The 17,208-nt window shown below is 71.0% G+C and carries 17 protein-coding genes; 6 read left to right on the top strand and 11 right to left on the bottom strand.

Translation table 11 applies throughout. From position 1 onward, the window contains the following. Positions 1–39: 39 nt before the first annotated feature. The 3 genes from STRBO_RS0105715 (at position 40) to STRBO_RS0105705 (ending at position 1,744) form a co-directional block, all read left to right on the top strand. Positions 40–684 (top strand): hypothetical protein, encoded by a 645-nt coding sequence (locus STRBO_RS0105715; RefSeq protein WP_381288395.1) that lies wholly within the window; start codon positions 40–42, stop codon positions 682–684. Between the two features lie 251 nt (positions 685–935). Further along, positions 936–1,418, top strand: coding sequence for a VanZ family protein (locus tag STRBO_RS0105710; protein ID WP_005480934.1), 483 nt, complete (start codon positions 936–938; stop codon positions 1,416–1,418). 125 nt (positions 1,419–1,543) lie between these two features. Next, complete coding sequence (locus tag STRBO_RS0105705; protein ID WP_028796480.1) at positions 1,544–1,744, top strand: PspC domain-containing protein; 201 nt, start codon at positions 1,544–1,546, stop codon at positions 1,742–1,744. Positions 1,745–1,805: 61 nt separating this feature from the next. On the opposite strand, the gene STRBO_RS0105700 is transcribed toward STRBO_RS0105705, so the two are convergent. Further along, positions 1,806–2,171: a hypothetical protein gene (locus STRBO_RS0105700; protein WP_005480936.1), complete on the bottom strand. Its 366-nt coding sequence runs from the start codon at positions 2,169–2,171 to the stop codon at positions 1,806–1,808. Positions 2,172–2,304: 133 nt separating this feature from the next. Next, the gene (locus tag STRBO_RS0105695) at positions 2,305–3,468 is read right to left on the bottom strand and encodes an adenosine deaminase (RefSeq protein ID WP_005480937.1); all 1,164 of its coding nucleotides are present in this window, start codon (positions 3,466–3,468) and stop codon (positions 2,305–2,307) included. A gap of 113 nt (positions 3,469–3,581) precedes the next feature. Here STRBO_RS0105695 and STRBO_RS0105690 point away from each other — a divergent pair, with 113 nt between their 5' ends. After that, positions 3,582–4,352 carry a prolyl oligopeptidase family serine peptidase gene (locus tag STRBO_RS0105690; protein ID WP_028796479.1) on the top strand — a complete coding sequence of 257 codons (771 nt, stop codon included), beginning with the start codon at positions 3,582–3,584 and terminating at the stop codon, positions 4,350–4,352. Between the two features lie 95 nt (positions 4,353–4,447). Here STRBO_RS0105690 and STRBO_RS0105685 read toward each other — a convergent pair whose 3' ends face one another. Beyond that, positions 4,448–5,416: a LysR family transcriptional regulator gene (locus STRBO_RS0105685; RefSeq protein WP_005480940.1), complete on the bottom strand. Its 969-nt coding sequence runs from the start codon at positions 5,414–5,416 to the stop codon at positions 4,448–4,450. Positions 5,417–5,482: 66 nt separating this feature from the next. Between STRBO_RS0105685 and STRBO_RS0105680 the strand changes: the two genes are divergently transcribed. Both STRBO_RS0105680 and STRBO_RS0105675 read left to right on the top strand, forming a co-directional pair. Further along, complete coding sequence (locus STRBO_RS0105680) at positions 5,483–6,769, top strand: MFS transporter (protein WP_005480941.1); 1,287 nt, start codon at positions 5,483–5,485, stop codon at positions 6,767–6,769. Positions 6,770–6,893: 124 nt separating this feature from the next. Then, positions 6,894–7,895, top strand: a complete 1,002-nt coding sequence (locus STRBO_RS0105675) for a sigma-70 family RNA polymerase sigma factor (protein ID WP_005480943.1) — start codon at positions 6,894–6,896, stop codon at positions 7,893–7,895. On the opposite strand, the gene STRBO_RS0105670 is transcribed toward STRBO_RS0105675, so the two are convergent. The 8 genes from STRBO_RS0105670 to STRBO_RS0105635 all read right to left on the bottom strand — a co-directional run bounded on the left by STRBO_RS0105670 (position 7,788) and on the right by STRBO_RS0105635 (position 17,120). Then, on the bottom strand, positions 7,788–8,132 hold the full coding sequence (locus STRBO_RS0105670; RefSeq protein WP_237547583.1) for an STAS domain-containing protein: 345 nt from the start codon (positions 8,130–8,132) through the stop codon (positions 7,788–7,790). The genes STRBO_RS0105675 and STRBO_RS0105670 overlap by 108 nt on opposite strands. Before the next feature lie 123 nt (positions 8,133–8,255). After that, the gene (locus tag STRBO_RS0105665; RefSeq protein WP_028796476.1) at positions 8,256–9,539 is read right to left on the bottom strand and encodes a thymidine phosphorylase; all 1,284 of its coding nucleotides are present in this window, start codon (positions 9,537–9,539) and stop codon (positions 8,256–8,258) included. Positions 9,540–9,650: 111 nt separating this feature from the next. Next, positions 9,651–10,043, bottom strand: a complete 393-nt coding sequence (locus STRBO_RS0105660) for a cytidine deaminase (protein WP_005480945.1) — start codon at positions 10,041–10,043, stop codon at positions 9,651–9,653. Next, positions 10,040–11,314, bottom strand: a complete 1,275-nt coding sequence (locus STRBO_RS0105655; protein WP_005480947.1) for an ABC transporter permease — start codon at positions 11,312–11,314, stop codon at positions 10,040–10,042. Before STRBO_RS0105655 ends, STRBO_RS0105660 begins: the two co-directional genes overlap by 4 nt. Continuing rightward, positions 11,311–12,441 carry an ABC transporter permease gene (locus tag STRBO_RS0105650; protein WP_005480949.1) on the bottom strand — a complete coding sequence of 377 codons (1,131 nt, stop codon included), beginning with the start codon at positions 12,439–12,441 and terminating at the stop codon, positions 11,311–11,313. Before STRBO_RS0105650 ends, STRBO_RS0105655 begins: the two co-directional genes overlap by 4 nt. Beyond that, positions 12,441–14,009: an ABC transporter ATP-binding protein gene (locus tag STRBO_RS0105645; RefSeq protein WP_028796475.1), complete on the bottom strand. Its 1,569-nt coding sequence runs from the start codon at positions 14,007–14,009 to the stop codon at positions 12,441–12,443. The genes STRBO_RS0105650 and STRBO_RS0105645 overlap by 1 nt, the downstream gene beginning before the upstream one ends. A gap of 301 nt (positions 14,010–14,310) precedes the next feature. After that, on the bottom strand, positions 14,311–15,363 hold the full coding sequence (locus tag STRBO_RS0105640; RefSeq protein WP_005480952.1) for a BMP family lipoprotein: 1,053 nt from the start codon (positions 15,361–15,363) through the stop codon (positions 14,311–14,313). 698 nt (positions 15,364–16,061) lie between these two features. Continuing rightward, positions 16,062–17,120, bottom strand: coding sequence for a BMP family lipoprotein (locus STRBO_RS0105635; RefSeq protein ID WP_028796474.1), 1,059 nt, complete (start codon positions 17,118–17,120; stop codon positions 16,062–16,064). Between the last annotated feature and the right edge of the window lie 88 nt (positions 17,121–17,208).

Genomic DNA, 17,208 nt, shown 5'->3' with positions numbered 1-17,208 from the left:
CGAGGCACCCGGCGACGGGAAGACGAGGGAACACGGGGCGTGCGAGTGCCAGACGTACGGGTACGGGTCCCACGCGCGCGCGGCGTGCGGGTCCTGGCCGCCACCGGCGCGCTGGCCGGGCTGCTGGCCGGCTGCGGCATCCGGGCGACGCAGGTGCCGACGGACTTCGGCCCGGCGCCCTCGATGGTGCCGTGCGAGCTGTCGGTGACGGACATCACGCCCCACACAACGCCCTCCGGGATGCCGGTCGAGGTGTTCCTCCTGTGCTCCGGGGCACTGGTGCGGGTGAACCGCTCGGTGGAGGTCGCCGAGGGCACCGACGAGGCCCGCCGGCGCGTCGCCGTCGCCCAGGGCCTGCTGGACGCCCTGGCCGCCGCCCCCACCCGTATAGAGGACGAGGCCGGCTACGGCACCGCCGTCCCGCCCGGCCTCACGGTGACGGGCCCCGCGCCCGGCGACCCCGAGGACGCCCTGCGCCTGTCCACCGCCCCCGACGCCCTCCCCAGGTATGCCCTCGCCCAGATCGTCTGCACCTTCGCAGACTCCGCGGCCGCGGGCGACAACGGCTCGGTGGTCCTCGGCAGCACGAGCGCCGAGTCGCTGCGCCGCTACGAGTGCGCCTCGGAGACCCAGTCGACCCCGGGGGCGGGCAAGCCGCCGTCCACGGAGGTCGGGGGTTCCTGAGCCGGACGGCCGTGGGTTTTCGAGTCGGGCGGCTCGCCGCCCTGGGCCCACCACCCGGCCGACCGCGACAGGGCCGGTGAATGAGCCGAAGGCTCGACACGGGCCGCTGCGCCCCGGCGGCGACCGAGCCGCGCGAAGACAGCGGAACCGATCGTGCCGGGGGCCGCGTCTTGGGGGGCGTGCAGCCTCAAGGTACGAACGGCCGTAGCGCCGGGATCCGTGTCCGCGCGGCGGGGGGTGTTCTCCTCGCCGTGCATCTCGCGGTCGTTGCCTGGATCACGCTGCGTCCGCTGGACGTCACCTGGATGAGCCCCGCGAATCTGCGGCCGTTCGCGGGGATCAGAGCGGATCTGGCCCTGGGGTGGCCGGAGGCGGCCCACCGGATCGGTGAGGGGCTGGCACTGCTCGCTCCGCTGGGCGTCCTGCTGCCGCTGGCGCACGGGAGGCTGGCCGGGTCGCCGCTGGCGTCGCTGGCCCGGTCGGTGGCGGCCGGGGCGCTGTTGTCGCTGGCCATCGAGTTGTTGCAGACGGGGGTGCCGGGGCAGGTCGTCGACATCGACTCGATCCTGCTGAACTCGCTCGGCGTCGGCCTCGCCCATCTCGCGGTGGTGCCGGTGGTCAGGTCCGCGCTGCGGCGCAGGGCGGAGACCCGGGTGCGGGCGGAGCGCTCGCGCCCCGAAGAGGTGCCTCAGGGTCGGACCCCGACGATTCACAGGGTCGGGATGGCTCCATAGAGGGACGCTTCGTCCGCTTCGTCACCGTAGCGTCGAAGGTGTGGAAAAGAGAGCGATGGCCGAGGAAGGCCTCGCCCCACCGCCGGCCCCGCGGGCCGGTGTCCTACACCGACGAAGGAGCCCTCATGAACCGCCTTGCCCGCCCCACCGAAGGCCGGATGATCGGCGGAGTGTGCGCCGCGCTGGCACGGCGCTTCGGCACCTCCGCGACCACGATGCGCGTGATCTTCCTGGTGTCGTGTCTGCTTCCCGGCCCGCAGTTCCTGCTCTACATAGCCCTTTGGATCCTCTTCCCCGCGGAGGGCAAGGCGCGCGCGGCCTGGTGACGCGCACGCCGACGGGGCGCACCCTCCAGGGATGCGCCCCGTACGGAGGGCGTGGTGCGGCTCAGGCGCCGCCACCGAGGGGCAGGCCGTTGACGCCGAGACCCTTGGTGGGGAGGGCCTTACCGACGGGCAGGCCGCCGAGCAGCCCGGCGACGGGGGCGGTGGGGCCCTCGGCGAGGACGTTGGCGGCGGCGGGCTGGGCCGCCGCCAGGCCGGCGCCGAGCGCGCTCTGACCCTGGGCGAGGGCACCACTGGCGGCCGGCAGCGCCTTGGTCACGTTCTCCACGGGCAGCGCCTGGGTGACGGTGCCGAGGGCCTGGGAGGCCTCGGGGACGCTCGGGGCGGCGTTCGCGGCGCCCGCGCCCGCAGCGGCGATGGCGGCACCGACGACGGCGACACCGAGGGTCTTGGCAGCAGACTGCTTCATGTTGAATGCGTCCTTGGAATGCGTGTGGCGGGTGGTGAGCGGTGCCGAAACGTAAACACCAAAGTCCCGCCGGAGGCAAACATCGAAAAGCGGCCGCGTCGCCATGGACGCGGCCGCCTCCCGAAGTCGCCGTTCAGCTCGGCTCGTCGACAGAACCGCTGGTGGAGGCCGTTTGCCGGAACAGCCATTCGGATTTCAACTCGGCATATCCGGGCTTGATCACGTCATTGATCATGGCCAGTCGTTCATCGAAAGGAATGAATGCTGACTTCATAGCATTGACCGAGAACCACTGCATGTCGTCGAGCGTGTAACCGAAGGCATCGACAAGATGCTCGAATTCACGGCTCATGCTCGTGTACGACATCAGCCGGTTGTCCGTGTTCACGGTGGCCCGGAAGTGCAGCCGCCGCAGCAGCCCGATGGGGTGCTCGGCGTACGAACGGGCCGCGCCGGTCTGGAGGTTGGAGCTGGGGCACATCTCCAGCGGGATGCGCTTGTCGCGGACGTAGGAGGCGAGGCGGCCGAGCTTCACGGAGCCGTCCTCGTGGACCTGGATGTCGTCGATGATGCGCACGCCGTGGCCGAGCCGGTCGGCGCCGCACCACTGCAACGCCTGCCAGATGGAGGGGAGCCCGAAGGCCTCACCGGCGTGGATCGTGAAGTGGTTGTTCTCGCGCTTGAGGTACTCGAAGGCGTCGAGGTGCCGGGTGGGCGGGTAGCCGGCCTCGGCGCCCGCGATGTCGAATCCGACGACGCCGAGGTCGCGGTAGCGGTTGGCGAGTTCGGCGATCTCCAGGGCGCGGGCCGCGTGCCGCATGGCGGTGAGCAGGGCGCCGACCCGGATGCGCCGGCCGCCTGTCCTGGCCCGCCGCTCGCCTTCCCGGAAGCCCTCGTTGACGGCCTCGACGACCTCTTCGAGGGAGAGTCCGGCCTCGAGGTGCTGTTCGGGGGCGTAGCGGACCTCGGCGTAGACGACGCCGTCGGCGGCGAGATCCTCGGCGCACTCGGCGGCGACCCGGACGAGCGCTTCACGGGTCTGCATGACGCCGACGGTGTGGGAGAAGGTCTCCAGATACCGCTCCAGCGAGCCGGAGTCGGCGGCCTCCCGGAACCAGTGGCCGAGCCGGTCGGGGTCGGTCTCCGGAAGCTGGGTGTACCCGCTGTCGCGGGCGAGTTCGACGATGGTTCCGGGGCGCAGGCCGCCGTCGAGGTGGTCGTGCAGCAGAACCTTGGGCGCCCGGTGGATCTGGTCCGGATCCGGGGTGTTTCCGGTCGGGTCGGTCTGGTTCGTCATTTTCGTACGATACCTCCTACGCGCGTAGAGCGCCCGTCGGGCGATCCCGTCGATATCCAACGGTGACCCACAGGACGGGTGGCGTACACCATCTCTTCTGACACTGTTCTGTCATGGCGCAGCAAGCAATGCCGGTCCGTACGCCCCGACTTGGGCGGACGATCGGCCCGGAGCCGAGCACGGTCAACGGGGTGGTCCTCCTCCTTCCGGCCGGTGACGAGGCGTCCACTCGCAGACCCTCCCCCATGTGGGCCACGGCCTCCGTGCGTTCCCTCGGCCGCCGACTCGCCCGCGTGGGCCGTACGGAGGGGCTCGCGACCCATGTCGTGCACTACCGCTACCGGGGGTGGAACGGTTCGCAGGCGCGGCTCGCGCGGGACGCCGAGTGGGCCGTGGACGAGGTGGTGCGGCGGTACGGAGACGTGCCGGTGTGTCTCGCCGGGCTCCACATGGGCGCGCGGGCGGCGCTGCACGCGGGCGGGCACGAGGCCGTCAACTCGGTGCTGGCCATCGCTCCCTGGCTGCCCGAGGAGGATGTGGCCGCGACACCCGAACCGGTGAAGCAGTTGTCGGGGCGGCGGGTGCTGATCGTGCACGGCACGAACGACGAACGGGTGGATCCCGAGCTGTCGTTCCGGTTCGCGGCGCGGGCGAAGAAGACGAACCCCGACATCTGCCGGTTCGAGGTGCACGCGGACCGGCACGGGTTGACGCAGTACCGGGACGAGGTGCACGCCCTGGCCTCGGACTTCGTGATGGGGGTGCTGTTCGGGAGGGCGTTCGCGCGGCCGGTGGAGGACGCGCTGGCGGCGCCGCCGCCGTTGGGGTTGCGGATGCCGCTCGCCTCCGGCTTCGGGGGGCATCGCTCGCGTCAGGGTGGTTGATGTCGTCTCGCGGCTGCGGGCCGTGGGTGGTTGATCGCGCCCACGCGGCGGAGCCGCATATCGATACAGCCCCGCACCCCTGACCCTGCCGCGGCTCAGCCGGGCAGCAGGTTGCCCCTTCTCGACAGCAGGAACTTCTTGAAGGCAGCCACCGGGGGCGTGTCGGGGTGGCCGTCGAGCCAGGCCACGCCGATCTCGCGGGCCGCTCTGGGGGCGGTGACCGTCAGCTCGACGACTCCCGGCCGGGGAACGGCCGGAGGGGGCAGGAGGGCCACGCCCAGGCCCGCCGCCACCAGGCCCCGCAGGGTCTCCGCCTCCTCGCCCTCGAAGGCGATGCGGGGTGTGAAGCCCGCCTGCGCGCAGAGGTCGTCGGTGATGCGGCGCATGCCGTAGCCGGGTTCGAGGGTGACGAAAGTTTCGTCGGCGGCCTCGGAGAGGCGGACGCGCTTGCGGGCGGCGAGACGGTGCTCGGCCGGGACGACGAGGCGGAGCTTCTGTTCGTCGAGGCGGCGGGCCACCAGGTCGGGGGCGTCCGGGACGGGGGACGTGAGGCACAGGTCGAGTTCACCCGCGCGCAGGCGTTCGAGCATGGCCTCGCCGTAGTTCTGGACGAGGCTGAAGCGGACCCGGGGGTGCTCGGCACGGAAGGCCTGCAGCAGGCCGGGGACGGTCTCGGCGCCCATGGTGTGCAGGAAGCCGAAGGCGACCTTGCCGGTGGAGGGGTCGGCGTCGGCGCGGACCTCGTCGGCGGCGCGCTCGATCTCGGCGAGGGCGCGCTCGACGGAGGCGTGGAAGGTGCGTCCGGCGTGGGTGAGGGAGACCGTGCGCCCCCGGCGGGCGAACAGGTCGACGCCCAGGTCCTGTTCGAGGCGGACCATGGCACGCGACAGCGTCGACTGCGGCACGCGCATCTCCCGCGCGGCCCGGGTGACGTGCTCGATGCGGGCGACTCCCGCGAAGTGGGCGAGGCGGGGGGCGAGCCGCAGGACGATGTCCTCGATGCTCTCGATGTCTTCTGTGTCACCGGACGGTGACAGGCGCGGCTCTGACCTCTGCTGATGCATCACAGGAACGATTATGGGGGTTCCATGCATTGGACGGATGAGCGGCGGCGTACGTAGTTTCGAGGCATGCCTTCCGCAAGTACCGGGGCGTCCACCACCGTGGGCGCCGTCTCAGCCGTCGCCCCCACCGCCTCCACCCCGTCCGCCGTCGATTCCCGGGTGGCCCCGGGTGGGCCCGGTTACCGCCGGATGAGCCTGGCGCTCTTCCTCGCGGGTGTCGCGACCTTCGCCCTGCTGTACTCCACGCAGGCTCTGCTGCCGCTGATCTCGGACGGCTTCGGAAGTACGGCGAGCGCGGCGAGCTGGACGGTGTCGGCGGCGACCGGGGCGCTGGCCCTGTTCGTGCTGCCGATGAGCGCGCTGTCCGAGCGGTTCGGGCGGCGCACGGTGATGACGGCGTCGCTGGTCGTCGCGGTGGCGGTCGGACTGCTGATCCCCTTCGCGCCCTCGCTGGGCGCGCTGGTGGTGCTGCGGGCCGTGCAGGGCGCGGCGCTGGCCGGGGTGCCGGCCTCCGCGACCGCCTACCTCGCCGAGGAGGTCCGCCCCAAGGCCCTCATCACCGCGATCGGCCTCTTCGTCGCCGGCAACAGCGTCGGCGGGATGAGCGGGCGGGTCGTCACCGGCTGGGTCGCCCAGGAGTGGGGCTGGCGGGTCGCGCTCGGGGTGCTCGGGGTGATCGCCGTGGGATGCGCGGTGGCCTTCCGGCTGCTGCTGCCGGCGCCCAAGCACTTCGTGGCGGGGTCGCTGCGCCCGGCGGTACTGGCCCGCGCGGTCCGCGCCCACCTGGCGAACCCGCTGCTGCGCCGGCTGTACGCCATCGGCGCCCTCTTCATGACGGTCTTCGGCGGTGTCTACACGGTCATCGGCTACCGCCTCGCCGGAGAGCCGTTCTCGCTGCCGCAGGGCGTCATCGGCTCGATCTTCCTCGTCTACCTGGTGGGCACGGTGTCGGCGTCCACCGCCGGGCAGCTGGTCGGCCGCCTGGGCAGGCGCGGCACGCTGTACCTGGCGGGCGCCACGACGGCCACCGGGCTGCTGGTCTCCCTGTCCGACGCCCTCCCCGTGGTCCTGCTGGGGCTGGTCCTCATCACCGCCGGTTTCTTCGCGGGTCACGCCGCCGCGTCGTCGGCGGTCAGCCACACGGCGAAGGAGGGCCGCGCCCAGGCGTCGGCGCTGTACCAGTCCGCGTACTACGTGGGCTCCAGCGCGGGCAGCACCCTGGGGGCGATCGCCTTCCACGCGGGGGGCTGGGGCGGGACCGTCTCCATGGGGCTGCTGGCCGTGCTGGGAGTCGTGGGGATCACCGTGGTGGGTTCCCACGCGGCCAGGCGCGGGCCGGTGCCGGCGCACTGACTCCGTCGTGGTCACTCACGCCCCCTGACCTGCTCCTTCCTCCCTTCCCCAGGCCATTGTCAGTGGGCTGCGGTAGCTTCCGAGGTGTTGGTACGCACAGGTATGCCACAGGGGTGGGTTGGCCATGGGTGACGGTACGGCGACGGCGGAGCTCGACGTCCGGTTGGAGAAGCACCGGGTCGAGCTGACCGGGTACTGCTATCGGATGCTGGGCTCGTCCTTCGAGGCGGAGGACGCCGTGCAGGACACGATGATCCGGGCCTGGCGCAGTTACGAGAAGTTCGAGGGGCGGTCGTCACTGCGGTCGTGGCTGTACCGGATCGCCACGAACGTGTGCCTCGACATGCTGACCGCGGGGAACAAGAGGGCCAGGCCCATGGATCTCACCGACTCGACGCCCCTGGCCCAGGCCGCCCTCTCCCCCCGGCCGGACAACACCTGGCTGGAGCCGGTGCCGGACGCCCGGGTGCTGCCGACGGCCGACGACCCGGCGGAGGCCGCCGTGGCGAAGGAGTCCGTGCGGCTGGCGTTCGTCGCCGCGCTGCAGAAGCTCCCGTCGAAGCAGCGGGCGGTGCTCATCCTGCGTGAGGTGCTGGCGTGGCGGGCGAGCGAGGTCGCCGAGCTGCTCGACACGTCCGTCGCCTCGGTGAACAGCGCCCTGCAGCGGGCCCGCGCGACCCTCGCCGAGGGCGGGGGGCTCGCGGCGGCCGATGTCTCCGACCCGCTGGACGAGGAGCAGCAGAAGCTGCTGGACCGCTATGTGGCCGCCTTCGAGGGGTACGACATGGCGGCGCTGACGGCCCTGCTGCACGAGGACGCGGTCATGACGATGCCGCCGTTCGACCTGTGGCTGACCGGCACGGACGACATCACCGGGTTCATGACGACGCTCGGCGCGGCCTGCGCCGGCTCGCACCTGGTGCCGGTCGCGGTGAACGGCCTGCCGGGCTTCGCGCAGTACAAGCCGGACCCGGACACCGGCGGGTTCACCGCCTGGGCGGTCCAGGCGCTGGAGATCTCAGAGGGCCGGATCGCCGGATTCCACTGCTTCCTCGACACCGCCCGCTGGTTCCCCCTCTTCGGCCTGCCCCTCCACCTCGAAGGCAAGCCCGACCAGCCGCAGTAGCGCGCTCAGCGCGGGGTCGGGGTCCCGCAGCCGTACCCGGCCCCCGGCCCGCCGGGCGGCGAGCTGCATCCGGGCCAGGGCGTCGATGGTGCCGAGGCCCGGTGGTCCGACGCCCCCGACATCGCACACCACCACTCCGGTACGGGTGGTGCCGAGCAGTGCCCGGACGTCGTCGCACAGCCTCGCCACCTCCTCCCGGGTGACGGGGCCGGCCGGCACGAGTACAGCGGGTTTCATGGCGTCCACGAGCGGTAGACCGGCCGGGCGGACGTAACTCATCGGTACGGGCCGACGGCGCGCACGCCACGGGACCGGCGCACACACCGGTCCCGTGCACCCCGAAGAGGTCGTGCGGCCTGGTCAGGCGATACGTTCCAGCACCACCGGCGACGGGGTGAACTCCGTCCCGGCCGCCGCGATGTCGTACGAGCCGGTCACCGCCTCCAGGGCGTACGCGAAGCGCTCCGGGGTGTCGGTGTGGAGGGTGAGCAGGGGCTGGCCCTCGGTCACCGTGTCGCCGGGCTTGGCATGCATCTCGACGCCCGCGCCGGCCTGCACCGGGTCCTCCTTGCGGGCGCGTCCGGCGCCGAGGCGCCAGGCGGCGATGCCGATGTCGTAGGCGTCGAGGCGGGTCAGGACGCCGGAGGCGGTCGCCTTCACCACGTGCTGTTCGCGCGCGGTCGGCAGCGGGGCGTCCGGGTCGCCGCCCTGGGCCGCGATCATGCGGCGCCAGGCGTCCATCGCCGAGCCGTCGGCCAGCGCCTTCGCCGGGTCGGCGTCCTTCACTCCGGCCGCGTCGAGCATCTCGCGGGCCAGGGCGACGGTGAGTTCCACGACGTCCGCCGGGCCGCCGCCCGCCAGGACCTCGACCGACTCGCGGACCTCCAGGGCGTTGCCCGCCGTCAGGCCGAGGGGGGTCGACATGTCCGTGAGCAGGGCGACCGTCCTCACGCCGTGGTCGTTTCCGAGGCCCACCATCGTGGAGGCCAGCTCTCGGGCGTCCTCCAGCGTCTTCATGAAGGCTCCCGTGCCCACCTTCACGTCCAGGACCAGCGAGCCGGTCCCCTCGGCGATCTTCTTGGACATGATGGAGGAGGCGATCAGCGGGATCGCCTCGACCGTGCCGGTGACGTCGCGCAGCGCGTAGAGCTTCTTGTCCGCCGGGGCCAGGCCGTCGCCGGCCGCGCAGATGACCGCGCCCACCTCGTCCAGGACGTTCAGCATCTCCTCGTTGGACAGCAGGGCGCGCCAGCCGGGGATGGACTCCAGCTTGTCGAGGGTGCCGCCGGTGTGGCCGAGGCCCCGGCCCGAGAGCTGGGGAACGGCCGCGCCGCAGGCCGCCACCAGGGGGGCGAGCGGAAGGGTGATCTTGTCGCCGACGCCACCCGTGGAGTGCTTGTCGGCGGTGGGGCGGGACAGGGACGAGAAGTCCATGCGCTCGCCGGAGGCGATCATCGCGGCCGTCCAGCGGGCGATCTCCCGGCGGTCCATGCCGTTGAGGAGGATCGCCATGTTGAGGGCGGCCATCTGGTAGTCGGCGACCTCGCCGCGGGTGTACGCGTCGATGACCCAGTCGATCTGCTCGTCGCTGAGTTCACCGCGGTCCCGCTTGGTGCGGATGACGGAGATGGCATCCATGGACACAGACGTCATGGGGTTCCCTTCGAGGGTGTTCGACAGCGATCCGGTGGCATGCCGCGGATCGGGAAAGTGCGCGGCCCCTCCGACCGTTCGTCAGGAGGGGCCGCACGGGAGTCACTTGGTGAGATGGTCCGGGCCGAACGCCTGGGGCAGCATCTCCGAGAGGGGCAGGATGCCCGCCGGGGTCTCCAGCAGGAGGTCCGGGCCGCCGAACTCGTACAGCAGCTGCCGGCAGCGGCCGCACGGGACGAGGATGTCGCCCTTTCCGTCCACGCAGGTGAAGTGCGTCAGACGGCCCCCGCCGCTGTTCTGCAGCTGCGAGACCAGGCCGCACTCCGCGCACAGGCCGAGGCCGTACGAGGCGTTCTCGACGTTGCAGCCGGAGACGATCCGGCCGTCGTCGACGAGGGCGGCCACACCGACCGGGTAGCCGGAGTAGGGGGCGTACGCCCGGGACATGGCGTCCCGGGCCGCCGTGCGCAGCGCGGCCCAGTCGACGGCGGTCACTTCCCCTGTCCCTTCCGGTACGGCATGCCGTCGGCCTTCGGCATCCGCAGACGCTGGGCGGAGAGCGCGAGGACGATCAGGGTGATGACGTACGGCGTGGCGGCGACGACCTGGTTCGGGACCTCGTTGGTGGTCGCGTACCAGGTGTAGACCAGGGCGCCGATCACGAAGGTGATCGCGGCCGGGACGTACTTCTTGCGGACGGCCTGCCAGATCGCGCCGATGACCAGCAGCAGGGCGCCGAGCAGCAGCAGGGCGTGGACGTTCTCGGAGCCGCCGCGCAGGTTGAGGCTGTCGGTGTAGCCGAAGAGGCCGGCGCCGAGGGCGAGACCGCCCGGCATCCAGTTGCCGAAGATCATCGCGGCGAGACCGATGAAGCCGCGGCCGCTGGTCTGACCCTCCAGGTAGAAGGGGTTGGCGACGATGGAGAGGAAGGCTCCGCCGAGGCCGGCCAGACCGCCGGAGATGATCACGGCGAGGTACTTGTACTTGTAGACGTTGACGCCGAGGGACTCGGCGGCGATCGGGTTCTCACCGCAGGAGCGCAGCCGCAGACCGAAGGCGCTGCGCCACAGGATCCACCAGGTGGCGGGGATCAGCGCGACGGCGACGAGGGTCAGCCACGAGACGTTGGTGACCAGACCGCCGAGCAGGCCGGCGAGGTCGGAGACGAAGAACCAGCCCTTGGCGTTGAGTTCGGTCAGCGCGTCCGACAGTCCCGGGACGGTGAAGTCACCGATGGACTCGACCGGCGGGGACTGCTTGGCCGAGCCGCCCTGGTGGCCCTCGAAGGCGAGGGGCGCGAGGTAGCGGGTGGCACCGAGGGCGAGGATGTTGATGGCCACACCGGAGACGATGTGGTTGACGTTGAAGGTGACGGTGACGAAGGCGTGCAGCAGACCGCCGAGCGCGCCGCCCGCGATGCCGACCAGGACACCGGTCCACGGGCCGTACTGGAAGCCGGCCCAGGCACCGAACCAGGTGCCGAGGATCATCATGCCTTCGAGGCCGATGTTGACGACGCCCGCGCGCTCGGCCCACAGACCGCCGAGACCGGCGAGGCCGATGGGGACGGCCAGTTCCAGCGCGGTGGACATCTGGCTGACGTTGGTGATGCCGTCGGCGCCGGTGATGATGCGGACGATCGAGGTGAGCGCGAGGACACCGGCGATGACCAGCAGCAGGACGGGCAGCGGCATCTTGCGGCCGGTCGGGGCGGCGGGCTGCAGCGAGGGCTGGTTGACGTCGGTCGCGGTGGTGCTCGTGGTCATCGGCCCGCCACCTCCTTCTTGACGTTGTTGTTGTCGGAGGCGCCGAGGACGTGACCCGCGGCCAGCTCGGCGCCGACCCGGCGCTGCTGGCGGCGCAGGCCCCACTCGCGCACGGTCTCGTAGGAGACGACGACCGAGAGCACGATCAGGCCCTGCATGATGACCGCGATCTCCTTGTCGTAGCCGTGGAAGTCCAGCTCCGGGGAGGCCTTGTCGAGCCAGGCCCACAGCAGGGCGGCGAAGGCGATGCCGACGGGGCTGTTGCGGCCGAGGAGGGCGATGCCGATGCCCAGGAAGCCGATCCCGGTGGGGAAGTTCAGGCTGTACGTGTGGGTGTCGCCGAGCAGGATCGGCAGGCCCGCGAGGCCCGCGACACCGCCGGAGATCAGCATGGCGGTGAGGACCATGCGCTTGGGGTCGACACCGCTGGCCGCGGCGGCCGACTCCGAGGCGCCGGAGGCGCGCAGGTCGAAGCCGAAGCGGGTGCGGTTGATGACGACCCAGTAGCCGATGCCGAGCACCACGGCGAGGAGGACCAGGCCGTAGATCTCGCCGGCCGCGCCCATGTCGATGCCGGGGACCCAGCCGGACTCGGCCATCTCGCCGGTGGTGTTGTTGTTGCCGACCTTGACGCCGAAGACGGTCGGCAGCCAGAGGTAGCCGATGACGGAGGTGGCGATCGCGTTCAGCATGATCGACGCGACGACCTCGCTGACGCCCCGGGTGACCTTGAGGACACCGACGATGCCGGCCCAGAAGGCGCCGGTGAGGATCGCGGTGAGCATCAGCAGCGGGATCTGCAGGGCGGTGGGCAGGTCGACGTGGGCGCCGACGATCGCGGCCATCATGGCGCCGAGCAGGTACTGGCCGTCGACACCGATGTTGAACAGGTTCATCCGGAAGCCGATGGCCACCGCGAGGGCGGCGACGTAGTACAGCGAGGCCTGGTTGATGATCCGGACCTGGATGTCGGAGAACGTGGCCTGCTCAAGCATGATCGAGAACGGCTCGACCGGGTTCTTGCCGGAGGCCAGCAGCACGATCGCGGTCAGCGCGAAGGCCACGGCGAGCGCGAGGACCGGTCCGGCCACCGCGAGGAGCATGCGCTCCTTGTCGAACTTCTTCATCAGCGGGCCTCGTCTTCCTCGGACCCGGACGCGTCCGCCGAGGTCTCGGGGGTCTCTTCGTGTGCGAGGTGGCCGGTGGCGGCACCGGTCATGGCCGAGCCCAGCTCCTCGGGGGTGATGGTGGCCGGGTCGGCGTCGGCGACCAGCTTGCCGTTGTAGATCACCCGGAGGGTGTCGGACAGGCCGATCAGCTCGTCCAGGTCGGCGGAGATCAGCAGCACGGCCAGGCCCTCGCGGCGGGCCTCGCGGATCTGGTCCCAGATCTGGGCCTGCGCGCCGACGTCCACACCGCGGGTGGGGTGGGCGGCGATCAGGAAGCGCGGCTTGTGGCTCATCTCGCGGCCGACGATCAGCTTCTGCTGGTTGCCGCCGGACAGGGAGGCGGCGGTGACGTCGATGCCGGGGGTGCGGACGTCGTACTCGGCGACGATCCGGCGGGTGTCCTCCTGGGCGGCCTTCGGGTCGAGCCAGACGCCCTTGGCGTTGGGCCGCTCGGTCACATGGCCGAGGATACGGTTCTCCCAGAGGGGGGCCTCCAGGAGCAGACCGTGCCGGTGACGGTCCTCGGGGATGTAGCCGACGCCCCTCTCACGGCGCTTGCGCGTGACCCAGGTGGTCATGTCCTCCTCGGCCAGCGCGATCGTGCCGGAGTCGGCGGACTTCAGGCCGATCAGCGCGTCGACCAGCTCGGTCTGGCCGTTGCCCTCGACGCCGGCCAGGCCCAGGACCTCGCCCGCGTGGATGGTGAAGGTGATGTCGTCGAGCAGCGCCTTGCCGCCGACGGCCTCCAGCCGGAGGTCCTTGACGGTGAGGACGGGGCGGTCGGTGACCGTGGACTCGGCCGTCTCGGGGGTGGGCAGCTCGCTGCCGACCATCAGCTCGGCGAGCTGACGCGGGGTGGTCTCGGCGGGGACGGCCGTGCCGACCGTCGTGCCGCGCCGGATGACGGTGATCTCGTCGGCGACCGACAGCACCTCGCCCAGCTTGTGCGAGATGAAGATGACCGCCAGGCCCTGCGCCTTGAGCTCGCGCAGGTTGGCGAAGAGGGAGTCGACCTCCTGCGGCACCAGGACGGCGGTGGGCTCGTCCAGGATCAGGGTGCGGGCGCCGCGGTAGAGGACCTTGAGGATCTCCACGCGCTGGCGCTCGGCGACCCCCAACTCCTCGACCAGGACGTCCGGGCGCACGCCGAAGCCGTAGCGCTCGGAGATCTCCTTGATCTTGCGGCGGGCCTTGGCGCCGATGCCGTACAGCTTCTCGCTGCCGAGGACCACGTTCTCCAGGACGGTGAGGTTGTCGGCGAGCATGAAGTGCTGGTGGACCATGCCGATGCCGCGGGTGATGGCGTCGGCCGGGGACGAGAACGAGACCTGCTCGCCGTCGATCGCGATGGTGCCCTCGTCCGGCTTCTGCATGCCGTAGAGGATCTTCATCAGGGTCGACTTGCCGGCGCCGTTCTCCCCGACGAGGGCGTGGACGGTGCCCTTGCGCACGGTGAGGTGGATGTCGTGGTTGGCCACGACGCCGGGGAATCGCTTGGTGATCCCGGCAAGTTCGACGGCGGTCACCTGACCGTTGACCGCCACGTCGGCCGGAGGGCTGCTGGACGCGTTGATGGCGCACTCTCCTGGGAAAGGGGGTCGTCTACGCGCGTAGCGCCCCTACGGCATCGGAAGCGGGCGACGCGCCCAGGCGGTACCGGGGAAAACGGGGCGAGATGCCTCGACGTCCCCGGGGCCGCTTAGACAACGGGGTACAGGGAGCGATACTCCCCGTACCCCGTTGAGCGCACGTAACCCCGCGGTTACTGGCGACTTCGGAGGTGCCTGAGCACCACCGGGGTCGCGCGACTGCTCGTGGTACAGCTGATCAGCCGGTCTTGACCTTGATCTCGCCGCTGATGATCTTCTCCTTGGCCGTGGCGAGGGCCTCCTGGAGTTCGGTGTCGCTCTTGAACTTCGGGTGGGAGTCGGCGAGGCCGACCTCGCCGGTCTTCAGATCGCCCCTGACGATACCGGTCGCGGGCTTGCCGTCCTCGACCGACTTTGCCAGGTTGTACACCGCCTTGGCGACGTCCTTCGTCGCCGAGGTCAGGATGGAGTCCTTGTACTTCGCGAGGGCTTCCTGCCGGTACTGGTCGGAGTCGACACCGATCGCCCAGATCTTGTTCGCGGCAGCGGCCTCGATCACGCCCTGGCCCGACAGACCGGCCGCCGCGTAGACGACGTCGGCCTTCTTCTCGATCTGGCCCTCGGCGGCCGTCTTGCCCTTGTCGGGGCTGGAGAAGCCACCCTCCTCGGCCGTCTGGGTGAGGTACTGGGTGAGCACCTTCGCCTTGGGGTTGGTGTCCTTGACGCCCTGCTCGAAGCCCGCCTGGAACTTGTGGATCAGCGGGATGTCCACACCGCCCACGAAGCCGACGGTGTTCGTCTTCGTGGACCTGGCCGCCGCGACACCGGCGAGGTACGAGGCCTGCTCCTCGGAGAAGACCAGGTCCGCGACGTTCTCCAGCTGGACCGTGGAGTCGTCCACGATGCCGAAGGTGGTGTCCGGGTACTGCTCGGCGGCGGCCTTCACGGCCGTCGCGTACGCGTAGCCGACGCCGACGACCGGGTTGTAGCCCTGCTTGGCCAGGGAGACCAGCCGCTGCTCCTTGTCCGCGTCCGTCTCGCCCTCGGTGGGCTCGATGTCCTGGGTGTCGTACCCGAACTCCTTCTTCGCCTTCTCCAGGCCCGCGTAGGCCGCGTCGTTGAAGGACTGGTCGCCCTTGCCACCGACGTCGTAGGCGATCGCGAGGCCCTTGTCGCCCTTGGAGTCGGCGGACGTCGCGGCGTCCGTCGAGGTGCCGCCGCAGGCGGAGAGGGCGAGGGCGAGGGAGGCGGTCGCTGCGCCTGCGACCGCGAGGCGGGAAACCCGGCGCATGTGTGGTGCTCCTGTCGTACAGCGCCGGGGGGTACTGCTCAGTAGTGCTTCACAGCATCGGCGCCTTATATGGCTTTCGCCGCAGAGTAACGCGCGTAGACCCTCCGGGTGAAGCCTGGTGGACCACGTTGTTATGGGGCCGTGTCGCAAGGGTGTCCGGGGGTGGCGTGGGGGTGGTCGGGGTGGAGTGTCGGGTGCGGGTGCATCGTGGCTGGTCGCGCAGTTCCCCGCGCCCCCTGCGGGGCGCCCCGGCCGGACACGGCCCCTCGGGCTTTTGCGGGGCCGCCCCGCCCGGACGCGGCCCCTTGTGCCCCTTACGGGCTGCTCCCGCCCCGAGCAGGTCTCGCGCCCCTTCGGTGGCCTCCCCGGCCGCACGCGGTCCCTCGTACCTCTACGGGGCTTGCCCCACCCGGACACGGCCCCTCGTGCCCCTTACGGGCTGCCCCCTGCCCGGCGGGGCCCCTCGTGCCCCTTGCGGGCTGCCCCCCGCCCGGACACGGCCCCTCGGCCCCTGACGGCTGCCCCGCCCCGATCAGGTCCCTCGTGCCCCTTAGGGGGCCTCCCCGGCTCGGACGTGGATGGCGCGGTCCCCCGCCTCCCTCCCGGGGGCCGTCTCAAACCGGTGCGCCGGGAGACGCGTCAGCGGGCGGGTGCAGAAGCACACCCGCCCGCTGTCGGCGTTCGTCGCGGATCCGGACCTACTCGGTCTTCACCTTGATCGAGCCGTCGGTGATGCCCGCCTTGGCCTTGGCGACCGCGTCGGTGAGGCCGGCGATCTCGCCCATCTTCGGGTTGGAGTCGGCCAGGCCGACGCCGTCCACCTTCAGGTCGAAGGTCTGGACACCGTTGAGGGGCTTGCCGTCCTCGACGGACTTGGCGAGGGCGTAGACCGCGCCGCCGACGTCCTTCAGGGCGGAGGTGAGGATGTAGTCCTTGTAGGGGGCCAGAGCCTCCTGGTTGTACTGGTCGGAGTCGACACCGATCGCCCAGACCTTGGCCTTGGCGGCGGCCTCGATGACGCCCTGGCCGGAGAGGCCGGCGGCCGCGTAGAGCACGTCCGCCTTCTTCTCGATCTGGCCCTCGGCGGCGGCCTTGCCCTTGTCGGGGCTGGAGAAGCCGCCCTCTTCGGCCGTCTGGGTCAGGTACTGCGAGAGGACCTTGACCTTGCCGCCGCTGGTGTCCTCGACGCCCTGCTTGTAGCCGGCCTCGAACTTGTGGATCAGCGGGATGTCCACGCCGCCCACGAAGCCCACGGTGTTGGTCTTGGTGGCCTTGGCGGCCGCGACACCGGCGAGGTACGAGGCCTCCTGCTCGGCGAAGACGAGGGACGCCACGTTGTCACCCTCGACGACCGAGTCGACGATGCCGAAGGTGGTCTTCGGGAACTTCTTGGACGCGGCCTCCATGGCGGGGCCGTAGGCGAAGCCGACGCCGATCACCGGGTTGTAGCCCTGCTTGGCGAGGGACTCCAGACGCTGCTGCTTGTCGGCGTCCGTCTCGCCCTCGGTGGGCTCGATGTCCTCGGTCTTGTACCCGAATTCCTTCTGAGCCTTCTCCAGGCCCGCGTACGCGGCGTCGTTGAAGGACTGGTCGCCCTTGCCGCCGATGTCGTACGCGATCGCGAGACCCTTTTCGCCCTTGCTGGTCTCGCCACCGCTGCCGCTGCTCTCACTGCTGGTGCCACCACAGGCCGTGGCGGCGAGCGCCAGCGACGCGACCCCCACCGCGACGCGGGTCAGTTTGGAAATCCGACGCATCTTGAAGTTCCCCATCTTCTCCAAAGCCCCGCGACCGGGTGCTCAGTTCGGCGCACATTAACGCGCGTAGACCCTCCTGGGAACGGGG

It is taken from the genome of Streptomyces bottropensis ATCC 25435 (assembly GCF_000383595.1).
GTDB classification, from domain to species: Bacteria; Actinomycetota; Actinomycetes; order Streptomycetales; family Streptomycetaceae; genus Streptomyces; species Streptomyces bottropensis.
This window is presented reverse-complemented; position numbering and strand designations above follow the sequence as displayed.

Excerpts from the sequence above, each read along its gene's own strand:
- STRBO_RS0105705 (WP_028796480.1), top strand. The coding sequence starts at position 1,544 with ATGAACCGCCTTGCCCGCCCCACCGAAGGCCGGATGATCGGCGGAGTG.
- STRBO_RS0105700 (WP_005480936.1), bottom strand. The coding sequence starts at position 2,171 with ATGAAGCAGTCTGCTGCCAAGACCCTCGGTGTCGCCGTCGTCGGTGCC.
- STRBO_RS0105695 (WP_005480937.1), bottom strand. The coding sequence starts at position 3,468 with ATGACGAACCAGACCGACCCGACCGGAAACACCCCGGATCCGGACCAG.
- STRBO_RS0105690 (WP_028796479.1), top strand. The coding sequence starts at position 3,582 with ATGGCGCAGCAAGCAATGCCGGTCCGTACGCCCCGACTTGGGCGGACG.
- STRBO_RS0105685 (WP_005480940.1), bottom strand. The coding sequence starts at position 5,416 with ATGCATCAGCAGAGGTCAGAGCCGCGCCTGTCACCGTCCGGTGACACA.
- STRBO_RS0105680 (WP_005480941.1), top strand. The coding sequence starts at position 5,483 with ATGCCTTCCGCAAGTACCGGGGCGTCCACCACCGTGGGCGCCGTCTCA.
- STRBO_RS0105675 (WP_005480943.1), top strand. The coding sequence starts at position 6,894 with ATGGGTGACGGTACGGCGACGGCGGAGCTCGACGTCCGGTTGGAGAAG.
- STRBO_RS0105670 (WP_237547583.1), bottom strand. The coding sequence starts at position 8,132 with ATGAAACCCGCTGTACTCGTGCCGGCCGGCCCCGTCACCCGGGAGGAG.
- STRBO_RS0105655 (WP_005480947.1), bottom strand. The coding sequence starts at position 11,314 with ATGACCACGAGCACCACCGCGACCGACGTCAACCAGCCCTCGCTGCAG.
- STRBO_RS0105650 (WP_005480949.1), bottom strand. The coding sequence starts at position 12,441 with ATGAAGAAGTTCGACAAGGAGCGCATGCTCCTCGCGGTGGCCGGACCG.
- STRBO_RS0105640 (WP_005480952.1), bottom strand. The coding sequence starts at position 15,363 with ATGCGCCGGGTTTCCCGCCTCGCGGTCGCAGGCGCAGCGACCGCCTCC.
- STRBO_RS0105635 (WP_028796474.1), bottom strand. The coding sequence starts at position 17,120 with ATGCGTCGGATTTCCAAACTGACCCGCGTCGCGGTGGGGGTCGCGTCG.